Annotated in this window: 20 protein-coding genes and 1 tRNA gene; 12 read left to right on the top strand and 9 right to left on the bottom strand. The window is 67.9% G+C overall.

The window, feature by feature from the left end; genetic code table 11:
* Nucleotides 1-23: 23 nt before the first annotated feature.
* The 8 genes from PO78_RS02485 to PO78_RS02520 all read right to left on the bottom strand — a co-directional run bounded on the left by PO78_RS02485 (nucleotide 24) and on the right by PO78_RS02520 (nucleotide 8,493).
* Complete coding sequence (locus tag PO78_RS02485) at nucleotides 24-284, bottom strand: DUF4212 domain-containing protein (RefSeq protein WP_004310234.1); 261 nt, start codon at nucleotides 282-284, stop codon at nucleotides 24-26.
* A gap of 55 nt (nucleotides 285-339) precedes the next feature.
* On the bottom strand, nucleotides 340-2,388 hold the full coding sequence (fusA, locus tag PO78_RS02490) for an elongation factor G (protein ID WP_004310236.1): 2,049 nt from the start codon (nucleotides 2,386-2,388) through the stop codon (nucleotides 340-342).
* A 413-nt stretch (nucleotides 2,389-2,801) separates the two neighbouring features.
* Entirely contained in the window at nucleotides 2,802-4,427 is a 1,626-nt protein-coding gene (locus PO78_RS02495; RefSeq protein ID WP_004310238.1) for an MFS transporter, read from the bottom strand.
* A gap of 72 nt (nucleotides 4,428-4,499) precedes the next feature.
* Nucleotides 4,500-5,234 (bottom strand): LrgB family protein, encoded by a 735-nt coding sequence (locus PO78_RS02500; protein WP_004310240.1) that lies wholly within the window; start codon nucleotides 5,232-5,234, stop codon nucleotides 4,500-4,502.
* A complete protein-coding gene (locus PO78_RS02505; RefSeq protein ID WP_004310242.1) occupies nucleotides 5,231-5,596 on the bottom strand; it encodes a CidA/LrgA family protein in 366 nt (121 codons plus the stop codon). The genes PO78_RS02500 and PO78_RS02505 overlap by 4 nt, the downstream gene beginning before the upstream one ends.
* 84 nt (nucleotides 5,597-5,680) lie before the next feature.
* A complete protein-coding gene (locus PO78_RS02510; RefSeq protein ID WP_004310243.1) occupies nucleotides 5,681-6,616 on the bottom strand; it encodes a nucleoside recognition domain-containing protein in 936 nt (311 codons plus the stop codon).
* 102 nt (nucleotides 6,617-6,718) lie between these two features.
* Entirely contained in the window at nucleotides 6,719-7,702 is a 984-nt protein-coding gene (locus PO78_RS02515) for a DMT family transporter (RefSeq protein WP_004310245.1), read from the bottom strand.
* A gap of 8 nt (nucleotides 7,703-7,710) precedes the next feature.
* A complete protein-coding gene (locus tag PO78_RS02520; RefSeq protein WP_004310247.1) occupies nucleotides 7,711-8,493 on the bottom strand; it encodes a sulfite exporter TauE/SafE family protein in 783 nt (260 codons plus the stop codon).
* Between the two features lie 335 nt (nucleotides 8,494-8,828).
* Between PO78_RS02520 and PO78_RS02525 the strand changes: the two genes are divergently transcribed.
* The 12 genes from PO78_RS02525 to PO78_RS22090 all read left to right on the top strand — a co-directional run bounded on the left by PO78_RS02525 (nucleotide 8,829) and on the right by PO78_RS22090 (nucleotide 19,396).
* Nucleotides 8,829-8,904 (top strand) — tRNA-Thr (locus PO78_RS02525).
* Nucleotides 8,905-9,171: 267 nt separating this feature from the next.
* Nucleotides 9,172-9,705 carry a glycine cleavage system protein R gene (locus PO78_RS02530; RefSeq protein ID WP_004310249.1) on the top strand — a complete coding sequence of 178 codons (534 nt, stop codon included), beginning with the start codon at nucleotides 9,172-9,174 and terminating at the stop codon, nucleotides 9,703-9,705.
* A gap of 204 nt (nucleotides 9,706-9,909) precedes the next feature.
* Complete coding sequence (locus PO78_RS02535; protein WP_004310250.1) at nucleotides 9,910-10,677, top strand: SDR family NAD(P)-dependent oxidoreductase; 768 nt, start codon at nucleotides 9,910-9,912, stop codon at nucleotides 10,675-10,677.
* A gap of 137 nt (nucleotides 10,678-10,814) precedes the next feature.
* Nucleotides 10,815-13,334 carry a heavy metal translocating P-type ATPase gene (locus PO78_RS02540; RefSeq protein WP_012584945.1) on the top strand — a complete coding sequence of 840 codons (2,520 nt, stop codon included), beginning with the start codon at nucleotides 10,815-10,817 and terminating at the stop codon, nucleotides 13,332-13,334.
* A 1-nt stretch (nucleotide 13,335) separates the two neighbouring features.
* Nucleotides 13,336-13,590 (top strand): cbb3-type cytochrome oxidase assembly protein CcoS, encoded by a 255-nt coding sequence (gene ccoS, locus PO78_RS02545; protein ID WP_043741857.1) that lies wholly within the window; start codon nucleotides 13,336-13,338, stop codon nucleotides 13,588-13,590.
* A 415-nt stretch (nucleotides 13,591-14,005) separates the two neighbouring features.
* Nucleotides 14,006-15,436 (top strand): cytochrome-c oxidase, cbb3-type subunit I, encoded by a 1,431-nt coding sequence (gene ccoN / locus PO78_RS02550; protein ID WP_004303745.1) that lies wholly within the window; start codon nucleotides 14,006-14,008, stop codon nucleotides 15,434-15,436.
* Nucleotides 15,437-15,451: 15 nt separating this feature from the next.
* Nucleotides 15,452-16,087, top strand: coding sequence for a cytochrome-c oxidase, cbb3-type subunit II (gene ccoO, locus PO78_RS02555; RefSeq protein ID WP_004303747.1), 636 nt, complete (start codon nucleotides 15,452-15,454; stop codon nucleotides 16,085-16,087).
* A gap of 15 nt (nucleotides 16,088-16,102) precedes the next feature.
* A complete protein-coding gene (locus tag PO78_RS02560; RefSeq protein WP_004358574.1) occupies nucleotides 16,103-16,291 on the top strand; it encodes a CcoQ/FixQ family Cbb3-type cytochrome c oxidase assembly chaperone in 189 nt (62 codons plus the stop codon).
* Complete coding sequence (ccoP, locus tag PO78_RS02565) at nucleotides 16,284-17,174, top strand: cytochrome-c oxidase, cbb3-type subunit III (protein WP_043741862.1); 891 nt, start codon at nucleotides 16,284-16,286, stop codon at nucleotides 17,172-17,174. The genes PO78_RS02560 and ccoP overlap by 8 nt, the downstream gene beginning before the upstream one ends.
* 103 nt (nucleotides 17,175-17,277) lie before the next feature.
* Nucleotides 17,278-18,711 carry a cytochrome c oxidase accessory protein CcoG gene (gene ccoG, locus PO78_RS02570; protein WP_004303752.1) on the top strand — a complete coding sequence of 478 codons (1,434 nt, stop codon included), beginning with the start codon at nucleotides 17,278-17,280 and terminating at the stop codon, nucleotides 18,709-18,711.
* Nucleotide 18,712: 1 nt separating this feature from the next.
* A complete protein-coding gene (locus PO78_RS02575; protein WP_004303753.1) occupies nucleotides 18,713-19,222 on the top strand; it encodes a FixH family protein in 510 nt (169 codons plus the stop codon).
* A gap of 24 nt (nucleotides 19,223-19,246) precedes the next feature.
* A complete protein-coding gene (locus PO78_RS22090) occupies nucleotides 19,247-19,396 on the top strand; it encodes a DUF3149 domain-containing protein (RefSeq protein ID WP_004303755.1) in 150 nt (49 codons plus the stop codon).
* Nucleotides 19,397-19,477: 81 nt separating this feature from the next.
* Here the strand turns inward: PO78_RS22090 and PO78_RS02580 are convergent, their stop codons facing one another.
* Entirely contained in the window at nucleotides 19,478-19,921 is a 444-nt protein-coding gene (locus PO78_RS02580; RefSeq protein ID WP_004303756.1) for a universal stress protein, read from the bottom strand.
* Between the last annotated feature and the right edge of the window lie 117 nt (nucleotides 19,922-20,038).

Consider the following 20,038-nt stretch of genomic DNA (forward strand, 5'->3'; position numbering starts at 1 on the left):
GCCCTGCGAGCGGGCGCCGGCCTTTAGTGCCGGCTGTTGAAGCGGTAGCGCCGGTCGAGCCGGTTCATGGCGAGCACGTAGATCACGATGATCGCGAGATACACCAGCAGCGCCCCTTGGGCGAACAGATAAAAACCCAGCGGAAAGCCGAGAAAGCTCACCGTGTTGAGCGCGCTGGCGAAATATCCTCCGACGAAGGTCACGCCGAACCACACGCCGAGCAGCGTGAAGGTGAGGCGGAGATTGCTGCGCCAGTAGGCGCGCTGGCGTTCGTCGAGTTCCATTCCAGTCGCAGGCGGCCCGCCCGACCCCTCGCGGAGTCGGGCGCTGCGGGCCTTCTTAGTGGTTGCCGTTGCCGTTGGAGAACACCCGCGCCAGCTCGGCCTGGACGTCCTGCGGTGCCGGCTCGTGGCCGCCGGCCTCGAGCACGAACTCGCTCTCGCCGGCGCAGATCGCCTTCAGCCGGCTCTCGAAGCCTTCCAGAGCAGCCATCGGCACGCGCGCCGAGATCAGCGTCCACCCCGGCGCCGGGCTGTCGGTCGCGGTCAGGCGCCCGCGGCGGCCGGCGAGCTCCGCGCTCACCTCGCCGAAGAGCGCATCCGCCACCTTCACCTGCACGTCGAGCAGGGGCTCGAGCAGGATCGGACGCGCGCCCAGCACGGCTTCGAGCAAGGCATGGCGGCCGGCGGTAACGAAGGAGACCTCGTTCGAGTCGACCGCGTGATGCTTGCCATCGGTGACCACGACGCGCAGGTCCTGCAGCGGGAAGCCGGCGAGCGCGCCTTCGGCGAGTGCCTGGCGCACGCCCTTCTCGACTGCGGGCATGAAGTTGGTCGGGATCGTGCCGCCCTTGACCTCGTCGCCCAGTTCGATGCCGGCGCCGCGCGGCAGCGGCTCGACGCGCAGCGCGACCTCGCCGAACTGGCCGGCGCCGCCGCTCTGCTTCTTGTGGCGGTAGCGTGCCTCGGCCACCACGGTGATCGTCTCGCGGTAGGGGATGCTCGGCGTGGCGGTGTCGAGCTGCAGGTTCCAGCGCGTGGAAAGCTCCTCGAGCACGATCTTGAGGTGCTGCTCGCCGAGGCCGCGCACCACGGTGCGGCGGTTGCGCGGATCGAAGCTGACCTCGAGGCAGGGGTCCTCTTCCATCAGGCGGGCGAGCGCCTCGGAGAGCTTCTGCTCGTCGGCCGGCTTGCGTGTCATCAGCGCGAGGCCGAACACCGGCTGCGGCCAGGCGGCGGGGGCGAGGTGGTAGTAGTCCTCGTCGTGCGAGTCGTGCAGCACCGCGTCGCGGGTCAGCTCGTCGACGCGCGCCACCGCGCACAGGTCGCCGGGCACCGCGAGTTGGGTCTCGACCGTGTTCTTGCCCTGCATGCGCAGCAGGTGGGCGACCTTGAAGGGCTTGCGGCCGTCGCCGATGTAGAGCTGCGAGTTGGGCGTGACCTGGCCCTGATGCACCCGGAACAGGCCGAGCTTGCCGCGGTAGGGGTCGTTGGCGATCTGGAAGACATGGGCGACGACGTGGCGCTCGGCATCGAGCGCGACCTCGACCGCTTGCGCCGCCGTGCCCTCGCCCTTGAGGAAGGCGGGCACGTTGGCTTCGGTGGGGTCGGGGGCGAGCTTGCCGAGGATGTCGAGCAGTTCGCGCACGCCGGCGCCGCTGCGCGCGGAGACGAAGCACACCGGCACCAGGTGGCCCTCGCGCAGGGCCTGCTCGAAGGGGGCGTGGAGCTGCTCGGGGTCGAGCGACTCGCCCTGCTCGAGGTACTGCGCCATCAGCGCCTCGTCGAGCTCGACGACCTGGTCGACGATCGCGTCGTGGGCGGCCGAGGGGCTGGAGAAGGCGGTGGCGGCGCTGCCGTCCGGCGCGAAGAAGCAGTCGATGACGCGGCTGCCGTCGGCTGCGGGCAGGTTGATCGGCAGGCACTCGCGGCCGAAGGTGGCGGCGATGGCGTCCATCAGCGCGCCGAGGTCGGCGCCCGGGGCGTCGATCTTGTTGACCACGATCATGCGGCACTTGCCCTTCGCGGCGTCCATCATGCGCCGGGTGCCGCTCTCGATGCCTGCCGCGGCGTTGATCACCACCGCGGCGGTGTCGGCCGCGGGTAGCGCGACCAGGGCGCGGCCGCACAGGTCGGGCAGGCCCGGGGTGTCGAGCAGGTTGATCCAGTGGCCCGCCCACTCCAGGTGCACAAGCGCGGCGTGCAGCGAGTGGCCCATCGCCTTTTCCTGCGGGTCGAAGTCCGCGACCGTATCGCCGCGCTCCACGCTGCCGGGCGCACCGATCTCGCCGGCGGCGGCGAGCAAGGCCTCGACGAGGGTGGTCTTGCCGCTGCCGGCGTGGCCGAAGAGGGCCAGGTTGCGGATGTCGTGAACCGAGCTGGGTGTCATCGTGTGCCTCCCTTGCGATTGAATGCGGATGCCCTCAAGTCTGTGCCTGTCGCGGTGCGAAGGCAATCCGCCGGGGCGATCGCAGTCGGCGGGAGCCGGCGCAGCGAACCGATCGCGCGGGATCGTTCGCGTTCGAGCTACGGTGTATCGCGACTTGCGTCGCTCCCACGGGAGCGGCTGCGCTTCCGGGGCGGTGCTGCGATCGCGACTTGCGTCGCTCTCACGAGAGCGGCTGCGCTTCCGGGGTGGTGCTGCGATCGCGACTTGCGTCGCTCTCACGAGAGCGGCTGCGCTTCCGGGGCTGCGCCGTGATCGCGACTCGCGACGCTCGTACGAAGGCCACCGCGTTTCCGGAACGGCGCCGTAGGAGCGACGCGAGTCGCGATCTCCGGCCTTCCGGCCCGCGCGGGGGCTCAGGCGCTGCGCAGGCCGGCGAGGCGGGTGAGGAGGATGGCTGCCAACGGCAGCACGAGCGCGATCACGGTCACCGAGACCAGCAGCGCGCCGAGCTCGCCATAGTCGGCCGGCGTGGTGATCGCCCCGGTGGCGGCGTCCTTGACCTCGCGCGCGATCGTGTAGAGCTGGTTGAGGTACTTGGTGCCGAGCTGCGAGGCCGACAGCGCGAGGTTGGTGAAGGAGGCCATCACCGCGAAGAAGGTCGCCTTCAGGTGCGGCGGCGCCGAGTTCGCGATCCAGGCCAGCATCGGCACCATCGACACCTGGCCGAGCGGCGACTCGAGCGCGGTGTTGGCGATGGCGATGAAGCGCGCGTCCACCACGCCGCCGGTGTGCGCCGCGGTCCATTCGTGCAGGCCGTGGAACATGCCGATGATCGGCAGCGACAGCGCGGTGGTGGTGACGGTGAGGAAGATCACGATCTGCGCGATCGACTTCTCGGCCATGAAGCGGCGGAAGAGGAACAGGCCGGCGAGCGTCAGCGCGCTGGTGATGAGGTCGAGCCGCGACAGGAAGCTCTGGTCGAAGCCGAGCTCGTCGATCATCCACCAGCTCGCGCCCGCGCCCGGGCCGGGCAGGGCGCGGAAGGCGAAGATGATGATCACCGTGCCGAGCAGGGTGCGCGCGGCCTCGGGCGAGAGCTCGCGCAGCAGGCGGCTGATCATGAAGCCGATGATGGTGAACGAGGCCGCGAAGATGATCTCCTGGCCGTATTCGATGCCGGACAGCCCGACAGTGATGGTCAGCGCCACGAACACCGCGCTGCCGCCGAGGATCCACCCGTTGGGCGTGGTCTTCTCTTCCGGATCGTGGAGCAGGCGGTCGATGTCGGCGCGGCTGCGCCCGAGCGCGGCCAGCCGCTTCGCCTCGCGGCGCTTGAGGAAGCCGCCGAGCAGCACGCCGCTCACCGACAGCAGCGGGATGATCAGCGCGAGCTCGTAGATGCGCAGGTAGATCGAGACCTTCTCCACCTCGGGCAGGGCCTCCGAGCCCTGGAACATCACCACGTTGGCGAGCGACACCAGCACCGTGCCGCCGATGATCGCCACCCGGCCGAGCATCTGCATGGTGGTGTGCATCAGGCGGACTGCTTCCGGCGGGATCGGCTCGCCGCGCGCGTCCAGCCGCGGCACGGCCTCGACCGTCATGGCGTCGGCCACCGCGTCCTGCATCACGTAGCCCACCGGCGACAGCAGCACCGACAGCACGAACCAGGCCTCGATCGGCATCACCGCGCGCATCGCATCCGGGTTGCCGATGAGCCCGATCATGACCAGCAGGCTGGCGGCGATCAGCGTGGCGCCCAGATAGACCAGCCCGGCCTTGTAGCGCCACAGCAGGTCCACCAGATGCCCGATCGGCATCTTCAGCGCCCACGGGATACCGGCCCAGAAGCCGAGTGCGGCGAGGAAGGCAGCCGACAGGCCGAGGTAGTCCTTGACGAAGAAGGTGCCGACGATGCCGGTGAGGCCCGAGACGCCCGCCGCGCAATACACCATCAGCGGTGGCAGGTAGGAGAGCCGCATCTCGCGGCCGAGCTCGAGCAGGTTGCGGTCGAGCCAGCGGTAGATGGCGTGCAGCACTTGGTCGGCCCCTCGTCGTCGGGTCGTGTCGGATTCTGTTTGTTCTGGCGTCTTGCGCGCCCCGGACAGCCGTCAGCTCGCGAACAGCCGCTCCACCCAGGGCATGATCCAGGGCAGGGACACCGCGGTGATCAGTCCGTTCAATCCCATCGCCAGCGCGGCGAAGGCGCCCGCCTGCTCGCTGACCTGGAAGGCGCGCGCGGTGCCGATGCCGTGCGAGGCGATGCCGATCGCGAAGCCGCGCACGGCGTGATCGCCGATGTGCAGGCGATTCAGTACGCTGCGGCCGGCCACCGCGCCGATGATGCCGGCGCTGATCACCAGCACCGCGGTGAGCGAGGGCAGGCCGCCGATGCGCTCGGCCACGCCCATGGCGATCGGCGTGGTCACGCTCTTGGGGGCGAGCGACATCAGCGATTCGCGGCTGCCGCCGAGCAGGGCGCCGATGCCCCAGGCCGACAGCGCCGCGGTCAGCGAGCCGGCGACGAGCGCGATCAGCAACGGGCCGGCCATCGACTTCAGGCGCGGCCACTGCGCGTGGAGCGGGATCGCCAGTGCGACCGTGGCCGGGCCGAGCAGGAAGTGCACGAACTGCGCGCCGTCGAAATAGCGCTGGTAGGGCGTACCGGTGGCGAGCAGCAGGCTGGCGAGGATGGCCACGCTGATCAGCACCGGGTTGGCGATCGGATGGAAGCCGACGCGCTTGTAGATCCAGAATGCAGCCTGGTAGGCGAGCAGGGTCAGCGTCAGCCCGAGGAGTGGCGAGGTGGACAGATAGACCCAGATTTCCTCGAGGTTCGGGTTCATTTGCCGGCCTCCGTCGTCGGCTTCGGGCGCTTGTGGGTGAGTGCCTGGAGCACCAGCGCGGTCACCGCCAGTGCGAGGAAGGTGCTGAGGAACAGCGCCACCACCAGCGGCAGCCATTCGGCGGCGATGCGGTCGCCGTAGATGACGATGCCGGTGCCCGCCGGCACGAACAGCAGTGACAGGTGCTGCAGCAACTGGCCGGAGGTCTGGCGCAGATCCTCGCCCGGACCGCCGCGCACGAGCAGCGCGAGGAAGAGCAGGGCCATGCCGATCACCGGGCCGGGAATCGGCAGCGCCAGCGCGCGCGCGATCACCTCGCCGACGAGCTGGAAGACGAGAAGCAGGGTCAGGGCGGCGATCATGGTCGGAGTCCCTCGCGAAGTCACTGGAAGGGGGCGCCGAACGGGGGCGCCGGACGGGGGCCGGAGGAGGCAGGCGAAACGAGCTTACAGCAGGGCGTGGCCGACCGCGCGCACCGCGATGCCGACCATCGCGCCGAGCGCGGCCGGCCTCCACACCGCCGCCACGCGCCGGCCGGCCGAGATCAGCACCGCCACGCCGGCGACGTCGAAGGGGTGGATCAGGAAGCCGGCACTCGCGTTCAGGGTGGCGACGGTGGTCGTGCCCGCCTTCAGCATCTCGTCCATCACGCCCATCATCGCGGTGCCGCCAGCGATGTACTTGGTGAGCGTGAGCAGGATCAGCGCGGGGTCGAGCTCGAACGCGCGCAGCAGCGGGGCGAGCAGCGCGGTGAGCGCGTCGATGCCGCCGCTTGCGCGCAGCGCCATCACCGCCACCAGCGCGAGCACCAGCATCGGGATCGCGCCGACCGAGATCTTGAAGGCCTCGGCGCCGGCGCGGTTGATGACGTCGAGCACACCCTTGGCGTCGTCGGCGACGCGGTGGTGCAGGGTCTCGTCCAGTGGCGCTTCGGCCGCCGACAGGCCGCGGCCGAAGCCATGGTAGGTCACCGCGGCGGCCGCCAGTCCGCCGAGCACCGACAGCACCAGCGCCGGCCCGAAGGCGAGTCCCATCGAGGCCATCGGGAAAGTCACGTTGGCCTGCGCCATCGCCATCACCATGGCCAGCGTGGCGGCGAGGTGGCGGTCGGACGCGCCGCGCCCTTCCATCATGGTGAGCGTGGCCACCGGCGCGGCGAAGCTCACCAGGTTGATCTGCAGCGCGGCGAACACGCCCAGCCCGGTGAGCCCGAGCGGGCGCAGCAGCGGCGCCAGGCGGGCGACCACCCAGTCGAGCACACCGCGCGCCTCGAGCAGGCGCATCAGCGACAGCATCACCACCATGATCGGCAGCAGCACGAAGAGGGAGAGCTCGACCGCCGAGCGGCCGGCCTCGAGGATGATGCGGGTGAGTTGGTCCATCGGCGGTGGGCAAGCGGTTTGCTGCAGTGCAAAAAACAGAATGATACCGTGTCCGGCGGGACGCCCGTGCAAGCCGGCAGCACGGCCACCGCCGATGCTCCGCTACGCAGCCCCGTCCACTGCGGGGCGTGCAGCGCCCGGGCGGAACACCCGCACGCCGCCGAGCACCCCGGCGATCAGCAGCGCGATCCCCGCGCTCTCGGCCATGCCCGGCCAGCGTCCGTACCACAGGAAGGCGTAGAGCAGCGCGGCGAGCGTCTCGAACACGATCAGCTGGCCCACCAGTGCGGCCGGCAGCAGGTGGCTGGCGCGGTTCCACAGCAGGGTGCCGAGCCAGGACGCGGCCAGGCCGAGCAGGATGCACATGCCGACGAAGGCCTCGGGGCGCGGCCCGAGCGGCCAGGCGAAGCCCGCTCCGCCGGGCGCGAGCCGGGTGTCCCACAGCCAGTAGCCGATGCCGGCGACGATCGCCACCGGCAGCGTCGCCAGCCCCTGCGCGGTCGCCCATGCGCGCGACAGCCCGGCACCGCGTGCGCGCAGCCAGCGGCTGTTGCGGATCGGATACCAGGTCCAGCAGGCGAGCGCGCACAGCCCGAAGCCGATGCCCAGCAGGTAGTCGGCGGAGGCGTCGGCGGGCAGTGCGTGCGCGCTCGCCGAATGCACCGCGAACAGGCCGCCGAGGATGAGCGCCAGCGGTGCTGCGAGGCGGATCCACGGCGCGCTGTCCTCGCCGCCGCCGTGGTGGCGGTCGAGCAGGTTCGCGGTGATCGCGATCACCACTGGCAGGGTGCCGATGATCAGGGTCGGCACCGGCCCGCCGGCGAGCTGGATCGCGCTCGCCAGCGTGGCGTAGTAGACCAGGTTGCCGACCAGCGCGAGCTTGACCGCCTCGATCCAGTCCGCGCGCGTGAGGCGGGCGAGCGCCGCGCGATCGAACCACGCCAGCCCGAGCGCGAGCACGCCGAAGGCGAGGTAGCGCCCGATCGCGAGCATGAAGGGCGGGTAGTCGGCGAGCAGCAGCGGGGTGAGGAACACCAGGCCCCAGAGCAGGCCCGCGCCGAGCGCGGCGGAGAGACCGGCGAGCATCGGCGCGCTCAGAGCGTCTTGCCGAAATAGTAGACGGTGAGCACGCCGCCGACCGCGATGATGAAGCGGCGCAGCCACAGCGCCGGCAGCTTGCGCGCCACCGCCGCACCCCAGTAGCCGCCGATCGTCGCGGTCACCAGCATGACCAGCGTGTGCGGCCACGACACCGCGTCGGCGATCACGAAGGTCGCCACCGCGACGCTGTAGATCACCGCAGACAGCCAGTTCTTCAGCGCGTTGATCTCGTGCACGTCCTTGAAGCCCTGGATGGCGAGCGCGGCGATCATCAGGATGCCCATGCCGGCGCCGAAGAAGCCGCCATAAAGGGAAACCGCGAGCTGGAATACGTAGCCGCCCGGGCCGATATGGCGTTCGTCGACCCCTTCCGGAGAGGGCTTCCATTTTTTCACCAGCGCGGAGATCTGCGCGCTGAAGGCGAACAATACGGTGGCAAGCAGCAGCAACCAGGGGATCAACTGCGCGAACGCGGCATTGGAAGTGGCCAGCAGCAGCAGGCCGCCGCCGATGCCGCCGACGAAGGCGATCACCGAGAGCATCGGCAGGCTGCGCGAGAAGCGCTTGAGCTCGCGCCGGAACGCCCATGCGCCGGCAAGGCTGCCCGGCCACAGCGAGACCGAGTTGCTCGCGTTGGCCACCACCGGCGGCACGCCGATCGCGAGCAAGGCGGGGAAGGAGAAGAAGGTGCCGCCGCCGGCGACCGAGTTCACCGCGCCTGCGGCGAATGCGGCGGCCCCGATGAGGGCGATCTCGAAGAGGGTGAGGCCGGACATGTGGAGGGCGGGACGTCGGGGAGGGCTGGGTCGACAGGCGTGGTCCGTGCCGGAGTGCGGCCGGCCCGCAAATGGCGCGGCTGCCACGGGGGCGCACCCCCGTGGCGCTGCGTTCTTGCTCGGGCTGGTCTCCTCCGCCCTGAATTGGCGCGCATTCTAATGGAGGCAAATAGCAAAATGTAGGTGTGGGAGAAGAATTTTCTATCGAATACGGGTTCTCCCCGATGCTTCGCGCCCTCGCGTCTGCCGCCACCTCCCCCGGTGATCCACCCGCCCCGGCGGGCCGCATGCGGTGTTGCCGCGCCCTTCGCGCTGGGTTAAGATGCGCGCCCTTGGCCGGTGTAGCTCAGTTGGTAGAGCAGCGCATTCGTAATGCGAAGGTCGGGAGTTCGAGTCTCTTCTCCGGCACCAATGGTTTCAAGCACTCAGGGCGGTCCTTCGGGGTCGCCCTTTTTGCTTTTCAGCTGGCATGTAGCCGTCCTGCAAGCGCCTCGCGGAAGCGATGTGCCGAGTCGCCGAGGGCGTGCGTCCTGCCCGGGCCGCCGGGCTCCCGCTTGCGAGGCCGCTGGGTTATCGTGTCGGTTCCCATTCCAATTGTCTCCGGCCTTGCAGCGATCGCCCTCGATTCCGCGCCGAGGGACGCGGAGCGCCGCTGATGGGGCCGGACGGAGACCGAACATGAAGACTTCCCTGATCCTTACCCTGGTCGGCCCCGATCGTCCCGGCCTGGTGAGCGCGGTGTCGGCCTGCGCCGGCGCCCACGGCGCGAACTGGATGGAGAGCCGCCTGACCCGGCTGGCCGGGCAGTTCGCCGGCGTCGTGCGCCTCGAAGTGGATGCCGCGGCGGCCGACGCGCTCGAGCGCGGCCTGAGCGGGCTGGTTGCGGAAGGGCTCAAGCTGGCCGTCGTGCGGGCCGATGCGGGCGCCGCTGCGCAGGCGCGCCTGGCGCGTCTCGAGCTCGTCGGCCACGATCGTCCCGGCATCGTGCGCGACATTTCGGCCGTGCTCGCTCGCCACGGCCTCAGCATCGATGCGCTGGAGACGGCTTGCGAGAGTGCCTCGATGAGCGGCGAGCCGCTCTTTCGCGCGCGCGCGGAGCTGGCGGTGCCGGCAGGGGTCGGCCTCGCTGCGGTGCGCAACGACCTGGAGGCGCTCGCGAACGAGCTGATGGTCGATCTCGATTTCGAGGAAGTGTCCGAGCCGGCCGGCTGAGGACTCGCGGAGTTCGCGGGGGCGTGGCGCGTGCCGCGCATCCGCTCGACATGCCGGGGCTCCGCGGTGTTCGCGTGCGCTTGCGCGCGCGCCACGTTGGGGCAGCGACGTGGCGATCCGATTGACGCCTACGTCAACGTAATTTAAGGTGCTGCGCTGCAGCGGACGGCGTCCGCCGTCACCGATTTTTCGAGGAGAAAGGCGATGCAGATCGAGAATGGCGTATTCGTGATCACGGGTGGTGGCTCGGGCCTGGGCGCGGCGAGCGCGCGCATGCTGGTCGAAGCCGGTGGCCGCGTGGTGCTGGCCGACGTCAACGCGCAGGCGGGCGAGGCGCTCGCCGCTGAGCTCGGCGCTGCGGCCTGCTTCGTGCAGACCGACGTCACCGATGCCGACAGCGCCAAGGCGGCGATCGATACTGCGGTGCAGCGCTTCGGAGGCCTCAATGGCCTGGTCAGCTGCGCCGGTGTGGCGCCAGCCGAAAAGGTGGTGGGCCGCGAGGGGCCGCATCGGCTCGAGAGCTTCGCGCGTACCGTTTCGATCAACCTGATCGGCACCTTCAACATGTTGCGCCTCGCCGCCGACGTCATGAGCAAGGCCGAGCCCAATGCCGGCGGCGAGCGTGGCGTGATCGTGAATACCGCGTCGGTGGCCGCCTTCGACGGCCAGGTCGGACAGGCCGGCTACGCCTCGTCCAAGGCTGGCGTGGTCGGACTCACGCTGCCGGTGGCGCGCGAGCTGTCCCGCTTCGGCATCCGCGTAATGGCCATTGCCCCCGGCATCATGGAGACGCCGATGCTGATGGGCATGCCGCAAGAGGTGCAGGACTCGCTCGGCAAGATGGTTCCCTTCCCCTCGCGTCTCGGCAAGCCCGCCGAGTTCGCCGCGCTGGTGCGCCACATCGTCGAGAACGCCTACCTGAACGGCGAGGTGATCCGCCTCGACGGCGCGATCCGCATGGCCGCCAAGTAGGAAGGCGTTGCACCGCAGCAGCCGCCTGCCGGCGATGCTGCGGTGCAATAGCCGGGGCGGGTGAATTATGTTATTAAACCGGTTCCAATTTTTCCCGCCCCGCGCATCTGCGCTCGGGGCGGTTTCGCTTGGCGCCGATGACTCCTGTAGAACAGCCCGTTTCCGCGGCCGCCGCCGCAGCCGATGCCGCCGCGGATCGCGACTGCTATCACTGCGGTCTGCCGATCCCTCCCGAGACGCGGCACTACGTGCGCATCGACGGCCGCGAGCGGCGCATGTGCTGCGTCGGCTGCGAGGCGGTGGCGCAGTCGATCGTCGATAACGGCCTGGTGGATTACTACCGCCATCGCGACGCGATGCCCGAGACGCGGCGCGAGGCCATGCCGGTCGAACTGCAGGAGCTCGGCCTCTTCGATCACCCTGACTTCCAGAAGAGCTTCGTGCGCCCGGTCGGCGAGCACGAGCGCGAAGCCGCGTTGATCCTCGAGGGCATCACCTGCGCCGCCTGCGTGTGGCTCAACGAGAACCACGTCGCCCGCCTGTCCGGCGTGTCGGCGATCGAGATCAACTACGCCACCCGGCGTGCGCGCGTGCGCTGGGACGAGCGCCGGATCAAGCTTTCCGACATCCTCGCCGCGATCCAGGCGATCGGCTACCGCGCCTATCCCTACGACGCCGAGCGTTCCGAGCAGCTCGCCCATCGTGAGCGGCGCTCGATGCTGTGGCGGGTGTTCGTCGCCGGCTTCGGCATGATGCAGGTGATGATGTACGCCTTCCCGGTCTACGTGGCCGGCGAGGGCGACATGACCTGGGACATCGAGCAGCTGCTGCGCTGGGCCAGCCTGCTGCTGACGCTCCCGGTGGTGCTGTATTCGGCCGCGCCCTTCTTCCAGCGCGCCTGGCGCGACCTGCGCCTGCGCCGCCTGGGCATGGACGTGCCGGTCGCGCTCGGCGTGGGCAGCGCCTTCGCCGCCAGCCTGTGGGCGACGCTGACCGACGGGCCGGAAGTCTATTTCGATTCGGTGACGATGTTCGTGTTCTTCCTGCTCGGCGGACGCTACCTCGAGATGATCGCGCGGCAGAAGGCGGTGCGCGGGGTGGAGGAATTGGGCAAAGCCTTGCCCTCGTTCGCCGAGCGCATCGCCGGCTGGCCGGGGGAGTCCGCCGGCGAACGCGTGCCGACCTCGCAGCTGGTGGCGGGGGACGTGCTGCGTGTGCGCCCGGGCGAGGTGATCCCGGTCGATGGTCTGGTGGTCGAGGGTCGCGGCGAGGCCAACGAGGCGCTGCTGACCGGCGAGAGCATGCCGGTCCCCAAGGCGGTCGGCGATCGTGTCACCGGCGGCAGTATCAACGTATCCTCGCCGCTGCTGGTGCGCGTCGAGCAGGTCGGCGACGCCACTCGGCTGGCGGCGATCCGTCGCCTCATGGAACGCGCAGCGACCGAGAAGCCGCGCATCGCCTCGCTTTCGGACCGCATCGCCGCCTACTTCATCGTCACCTTGCTGGTGCTGGCCGCGGGAACCGGGGTGGCCTGGTACCTGATCGATCCCGCGCGTGCGCTGTGGGTCTTCGTGTCGGTGCTTGTGGTCGCATGTCCGTGCGCGCTCTCGCTCGCCACGCCGACTGCGCTCACCGTGGCCACGGACACGCTGGCGCGCATGGGTGTGCTGGTGACGCGCGGGCATGCGATCGAAACGCTGGCGCGGGCCAATCGTTTCGTCTTCGACAAGACCGGCACCCTCACGCTCGGCAAGATGCGGGTGGAGGAGGTGTGCGCGCTCGGCAGCGTGGACGCGGACCGGCTGGTGGTGCTGGCCGCGGCGATCGAGCAGGGTTCTGCACACCCGGTTGCTGCCGGCCTGCGCGCGGCGGCGGGTGAGGCGGCCTTGCCGGCGGTGGCCGAGCTGGCTGCCGAGACCGGGCAGGGGATGCACGGCGTGGTCGAGGGCGAGCGCCTCTGGATCGGCCGCCCGGGCTGGGTCGCGGGTGTCGCCGGCCTCGCCGCGCCTGCTGCGCTCGCGGGCTTCGCCGCGCCCGGCGGCACGGTGATCGCACTCGCCGGGCGGGGCGGCTGGCTTGGGCTGTTCCGCCTTGGCGACAGCCTGCGCGCGGATGCGCCGATGATCACCCGTCGCCTGGCGGCCGAGGGTGCGGCGCTCGGCCTGCTTTCCGGCGACGCGCAGCCGGTGGTGGATGCGGTCGCCGCCCGGCTGGGAATCCACGACGCGCGCGGTGGCCTGGATCCGCAGGGCAAGCAACAGGCGATCGTCGACATGCAGCGCGACGACAGGGCGGTCGTGGCGATGATCGGCGACGGCGTGAACGACGCCCCGGTACTCGCCCAGGCCCACGTTTCGGTGGCGATGGGCGGCGGTACCGACCTCGCGCGCAACCAGGCCGACATCGTGCTGCTCAACGAGCGCTTCGTCAGCCTTGCCGACGGGATCGTGCTTGCGCGCAGGACCCTGCGCATCATCCGGCAGAACCTGTGGTGGTCGTTCGCCTACAATTTCACCTCGGTGCCGCTCGCCATGGCGGGGCTGGTGACCCCGTGGATGGCCGGCATCGGCATGGCGGCGAGTTCCTTGCTCGTCGTGCTCAACGCGATGCGCCTGCAGCGCGCCACGCGCACCGAGCGCGCAGGCGCGGAGAACTGAGATGGAAAGCCTCTACTTGCTGATTCCGCTGTCGGTCGTGCTGGTCTTCGTCATCGGGGTGTTGTTCTGGTGGTCGCTGCGCAGCGGCCAGTACGACGACCTCGAGGGTCCGGCCTACCGGCTGCTGATGGACGACCGCGAACAACTCCCGGCGGACGGGCAGGAGAGGGATGGAGACCCGTCCGGCGAGGTGGCTGCGAATGGGGTTTCCGATCGCCGTACCGGTTCCGCGGGTGAGCAATCGAGGTTTCGTTGACCTGCGTCAACTGCTGTCTCGTGTAACGGTGGAAAATATCGGCGTTGCGACCGATCGCCTTTCATGACGATGGCGAGTGGTCCGGGGTTTATGTCTCTCTGTTGGGGTTGGGGGTGCGTGCAGACGCACCCTTTTTTTTGCCTCTCGAAAGGCATGCCGAAACCGCTGGATGCCTTGCAGGCATTGGCTTCCAGCCCGCTCGCACGATTGCGCGCCGCGCTCGTTGCTGGGTTTTGGGTTTGTTTTTGGACTAACTCCAATTTCCCCTTCCTTGGCCCCGTCTGCTGCAATACAATATTGACTTGTGTCAAATTGCGTATGTGGTCGTGGCGTATTCTCGCCCGAGTGGTTCGCCGCGGAAGTCTGCTGCGGCGCGACGCAAGCAGGGGTTTTCAAAAACAAAGAGGTGATCCAGATGCAATCGCAAGCGACTTATAACTATAAAGTCGTGCGCCAGTTCGCCATCATGACGGTGGTGTGGGGCATCGTGGGCATGCTCGTCGGCGTGATCGCCGCGGCACAGCTCGTGTGGCCCCAGTTGAACGTGCACGAATTCCTGCATTTCGGCAGGCTCCGTCCGCTGCACACCAACGCGGTGATCTTCGCGTTCGGTGGCTGCGCGTTGTTCGCGACGTCGTACTACGTCGTCCAGCGCACTTGTCACACCAGACTGTTCGCGCCGGGCCTGGCCGCGTTCACCTTCTGGGGCTGGCAGCTGGTCATCCTGCTTGCCGCGATCACCCTGCCGCTGGGTTACACCACCTCCAAGGAATACGCCGAGCTCGAATGGCCGATCGACATCCTGATCGCGATCGTGTGGGTGTCCTATGCCATCGTGTTCTTCGGCACCATTGCCAGGCGCAAGGTCTCGCACATCTATGTGGCGAACTGGTTCTTCGGCGGCTTCATCCTCACCGTCGCGCTGCTCCACATCGTGAACAGCGCCGCGATCCCCGTCTCGCTGACCAGCATGAAGTCCTATTCGGCCTATGCCGGCGTGCAGGACGCGATGATCCAGTGGTGGTACGGGCACAACGCGGTGGGCTTCTTCCTGACTGCGGGCTTCCTCGGCATGATGTACTACTTCGTGCCCAAGCAGGCCGACCGTCCGGTGTATTCCTATCGCCTGTCGGTGGTGCACTTCTGGGCGCTGATCTTCACCTACATGTGGGCGGGTCCGCACCACCTGCACTACACCGCGCTGCCCGACTGGACCCAGTCCGTGGGCATGGTGTTCTCACTGATCCTGCTGGCGCCGTCCTGGGGCGGCATGATCAACGGCGTGCTGACCCTGTCGGGCGCCTGGCACAAGCTGCGCACCGACCCGATCCTGAAGTTCCTCATCACCTCGCTGTCCTTCTACGGCATGTCGACCTTCGAAGGCCCGATGATGTCGATCAAGACGGTCAACGCGCTGTCTCACTACACCGACTGGACCGTCGGCCACGTGCACTCCGGCGCGCTCGGCTGGGTGGCGATGATCTCCATCGGCTCGGTGTACTTCCTGCTGCCGCGCCTCTACGGCAAGAGCGAGATGTACAGCGTCAAGCTGATCAACGCCCACTTCTGGATCGCCACCATCGGCATCGTGCTGTACATCGCCTCGATGTGGATCTCTGGTGTGATGCAGGGCCTGATGTGGCGCGCGACCAACCCGGACGGCACGCTGACCTACTCCTTCGTCGAGTCGGTCAAGGCCAGCTACCCGTTCTGGACGATCCGCTTCATCGGCGGCGCGATGTTCCTCGGCGGCATGCTGATCATGTTCTACAACATGGTGAAGACGATCGCCGGCCAGAAGGCCTATGACGCCCCGGTGCTCGCGCCCGCGGCTGCCCACGCCTGATCGGAGAACAACAACATGGCTCAATCGAAACACGAAAAGATCGAACGCAACGTATTCCTCATGATCGTGCTCACGCTGATGACCGTCAGCGTGGGTGGTCTGGTGGAGATCGTGCCGCTGTTCTTCCAGCACTCGACCACCACCGCGATCGACCACAAGGGCAATGCGCTCGACGTCAAGCCGTACGATCCGGTCCGTCTCGTGGGGCGCGACATCTACGTCCGCGAAGGCTGCTACAACTGCCACTCGCAGATGATCCGTCCGTTCCGCGCCGAGACCGAGCGCTACGGCCACTATTCGGTCGCCGGCGAGTACATCTACGACCACCCGTTCCAGTGGGGCTCCAAACGCACCGGTCCGGACCTCGCCCGCGTCGGTGGCCGCTACTCCGACGAATGGCAGCGTGTGCACCTGCTCAATCCTCGCGACGTCGTGCCCGAGTCGAACATGCCGGCCTTCCCCTGGCTCGATCGCCCGGTCAGGGCGGCGGACATCCAGGATCGCATGCGCGCGCTCAACAAGGTCGGCCTGCACAAGTACAGCGACGAAGAGATCGCCGCCGCGCCGGCTGCGCTCGAGGGCAAGACCGAGCTCGATGCCGTGGTGGCCTATCTGCAGGGCCTGGGCACCGCGATTTCGCACTTCAGGTAAGGATGCACACGCGCCGTGGATATCAACGATTTCCGTAGCCTGATCACCGTGCTTGGATTGCTGTGCTTCCTGGGCATCTGCGCGTGGGCGTACAGCAAGCACGCGAAGGCCGGTTTCGACGAGGCGGCGCGTCTGCCCCTGAGCGACGACGACCTGCCGGCCCCGCGCGGCCGGCAAGACCAAGAGGGAAAAACAAATGGCTGACTTTATCAGCGGTTTCTGGAACATGTATGTGATGGTCCTCGTGACCCTCTCCATCCTGTTCTGTGTGTTCGTGCTGGTGTCGAACATGACCAAGCGCGAGAAGGGGCAGGTCGAACTGCACGGTCACGTGTGGGACGAGACGCTCGCCGAGTACAACAACCCGCTGCCGCGCTGGTGGATGTACCTGTTCTGGATCACCATCGTGTTCGCCGTGGTGTACCTCGCGATCTACCCGGGCTTCGGCAACAGCAACCAGAGTCGCGGCCAGTGGGCGCAGTACGACAGCGAGATGCAGGCCGCACAGGAGCGCTTCGGCCCGGTGTTCGCCAAGTATCGCGAGATGGACGTGATGGCGGTCGCCGCCGATCCCGAAGCCAACGCGATGGGCAAGCGCCTGTTCCTGACCTACTGCCAGCAGTGCCACGGCGCCGCGGCGCAGGGTGCGAAGAGCTTCCCCAACCTGACCGACAGCGAGTGGCTGTGGGGCGGAGCGCCGGAGAACATCAAGGAGACCATCACCAACGGCCGCAACGGCGTGATGCCTCCGTTCGGTCCTGCGCTCGGCGCCGACGGCGTCAAGGACGTCGCCAACTACGTACGTTCGATGAACGGCCTCGCCCACGACTCCGTGCGTGCTCAGCGCGGCAAGGAAGCCTTCGAGGCCAACTGCGTGGCCTGCCACGGCGCGGACGCCAAGGGCAACCCGATGCTGGGCGCGCCCAACCTGACCGACAACCGCTGGCTGTACGGCTCGTCCGAGGCGGTGATCATCGAGACCGTCACCAACGGTCGCAACAACAAGATGCCCGCCTTCGGAGCCTTCCTCGGCGAGGACAAGGTGCACCTGCTCGCCGCCTACGTGCTGAGCCTGAGCAAGAAGTAAGCGTCACCCGCAGTAGCTGCAGCAGCATCGCATCCCCGGGAGGAAGGGGCCCTCCCGGGGTTCTCGATAACAACAAGAACAAGAATTCATCGGTAACAAGGCCATGAAAAGCGCATCCCCCGAGCCGCAGAAGGCGGCAAGACCCTCCAACCCCGAGTCCTCCCAGGACACGCTCTACGCGGCACGCAAGAAGCTCTACGTGCGCTCCGTCACCGGCCTGTTCGCCAACTGGCGGTGGGCGTTGGTGTGGATCACCCAGATCTTGTTCTACGGTCTGCCCTGGCTGAGCTGGAACGACCGCCAGGCCGTGCTTTTCCATCTGACCGAACGCAAGTTCTACATCTTCGGCTGGGTCTTCTGGCCGCAGGACGTGTTCTTTCTCGCGATCCTGTTGATCATCTCGGCCTACGCCCTGTTCTTCTTCACCGCGATCGCGGGCCGCCTGTGGTGCGGATATGCCTGCCCGCAGACGGTGTATACCGAGATCTTCATGTGGATCGAGGAGAAGATCGAGGGCGACCATACCCGCCGCCAGAAGCTCGACCGCGCGCCGATGAGCTCCGGCAAGGCGCTGCGCCGCGCCGTCAAGTTCCTCGTCTGGGGCATCGTCGCGCTGTGGACCGGCTTCACCTTCGTGGCCTATTTCTCCCCGCTCGACGAATTGCTGGCCTCCTTCAACGGTCTCACCTTCGGGCCCTGGGAAACGTTCTGGATCCTGTTCTACGCCGGCTTCACCTACCTCTTCGCCGGCGTGCTGCGCGAGCAGGTGTGCAAGTACATGTGCCCGTACGCGCGCTTCCAGGCGGTGATGTTCGACCCCGACACCCTGGTGATCACCTACGACGAGGCACGTGGCGAGCCGCGCGGAACGCGCAAGAAGGGCATCGATCCGCGCTCCGTGTCCAAGGGCGACTGCATCGACTGCGGCATCTGCGTGCAGGTTTGCCCGACCGGGATCGACATCCGCGATGGCCTGCAGTACGAATGCATCGGCTGTGCCGCCTGCATCGACGCCTGCGACCAGGTCATGGACAAGATGAACTACCCGCGCGGCCTGATCCGCTACTCGACCGAGAACGCGATGAAGCGCAATTGGGGCTCCAAGGAGATCCTCGCGCACGTGTTCCGGCCGCGCACGCTGATCTACGGCACCATCCTGGCCGCGATCTGCGCTGCCTTCGTGTGGGGCCTGGCTGCGCGCGAACCGCTGCGTGTCGACGTGCTGCGCGACCGCTCCTCGCTCGGACAGGAGATCGAGGGTGGCCTGATCGAGAACGTGTACCAGCTCCAGGTCATGAACATGACCGAGTCGCCGCGTGCGTTCAGCATCGGCGTCTCCGGCCTGAACGGAATCCGCATCAAGGGTCCGCAGCGGGTCGAGGTCGCGCCGGCCGGCGTGCAGTCGGTCACCGTTCAGGTGCACGTCCCCTACGACGAAGGCAAGCCGGGGGCCAACACGATTTTCTTCGACGTCGCTGCGGAGGATGATCCCGCCTTGACGCTCAAGGAAGAGTCCACTTTCCTGGTACCGCGCTGACATGCGAAGCAAGAAGCCCGAAGCCCCGGTCGAGCCCTGGTACCGCCAGGGCTGGCCCTGGTTCCTCATCGCCCTGCCCGCGACCGCGGTGGTCGCCGGCATCGCCACCCTGGTGATCGCCGCGAAGACCTTCGACGGCATGGTGGTCGACGACTACTACAAGGAAGGCCAGGCGATCGTGCAGACCCTCGGCCGCGTCGAGCACGCCCGCGAACTCGGCTTGCGCGCCGCCTTGCGCATCCGCAGCGACTCGATCCATGTGGAGCTGACGGCTACCGCGCCGGGCAGCCTGCCCGACAGCATCCGCCTGACCGTCGCCCACCCCACGCGGAGTGGCCTCGACCAGGAACTGCTCGTCCGCGGGCGCTCCGGTGTGTATGAGGCCACGCTCGCACCGCTGAGCACCGGTCGCTGGTTGTTCGTGATACAAGACGAGGCCCGAAGCTGGAGAATGGACGGGTCCGCTTACCTCCCTGCAGAGATGGAGATCCGGATGGATCCGAATGTCTGAGTTTCTTGCAAAGGGAGAAGCACCATGGCCTGGGAATTGTTGTTCAAGAGCGATATCGGTCTGCTGAGCCTCTTCACCATCGTCTTCATTCTGGTGATGGCCGTCTACCTTTACCGCTTCGCCCGCCGCCATATGGCGGAGGACGAGCAGAAGGCCCGTAGCGCCCGCTCATGAGCGATCCGCACCGCGGATGAAAACGGCCCGCACGAGCGGGCCGCATGCTTTGGGGGGCCGCGCGCGGGGCCGATGCCGGTGTCAGCGGTAGACCAGAACCGGCGTCTTGCTGTGGGTCAGCACCTTTTGCGTCTCGGAGCCGAGCAGCAGGCCTGCGATGCCGCGACGGCCGTGCGAGGCCATGAAGATGAGGTCGCAGCCATGGCGGTCGGCGGCGTCGATGATCGCCTCGTAGGGCACCTCATTGACCGCGGTGTCGCTGTCGCAGGCCACGCCCGCCGCTTCCGCCGCACCGCGCGCCTTTGAAAGGATCGCCTCGGCTTCGGATGCAGCCGATTTCGCGAACTGCTCGGGCGTGGTCGGATCGATCAGCGCGCCCTCGCCGTAGATCGGCATCGGGAAGTCCGGCTGCGAATAGAAGAAGGTGATGCGCGCGCCGGTCTCCTTCGCGAAGGAGACGGCACGGGCGACCGTGCTGTCCGAGAGTGCCGAGCCGTCGGTCGGTACCAGGATGTGCTTGAACATGACGTACGCTCCCTGTGGTGTGTCGTGCTTCGATTATAGCGAGCGGATGGGGTCCGCCATGATTGATCATGATCAAGCCGTCGAGCGATCACTAAGGGCACAGTGGGAACCCCTGAA

This window comes from Thauera sp. SWB20 (genome assembly GCF_000831325.1).
Classification (GTDB): Bacteria; Pseudomonadota; Gammaproteobacteria; order Burkholderiales; family Rhodocyclaceae; genus Thauera; species Thauera aminoaromatica.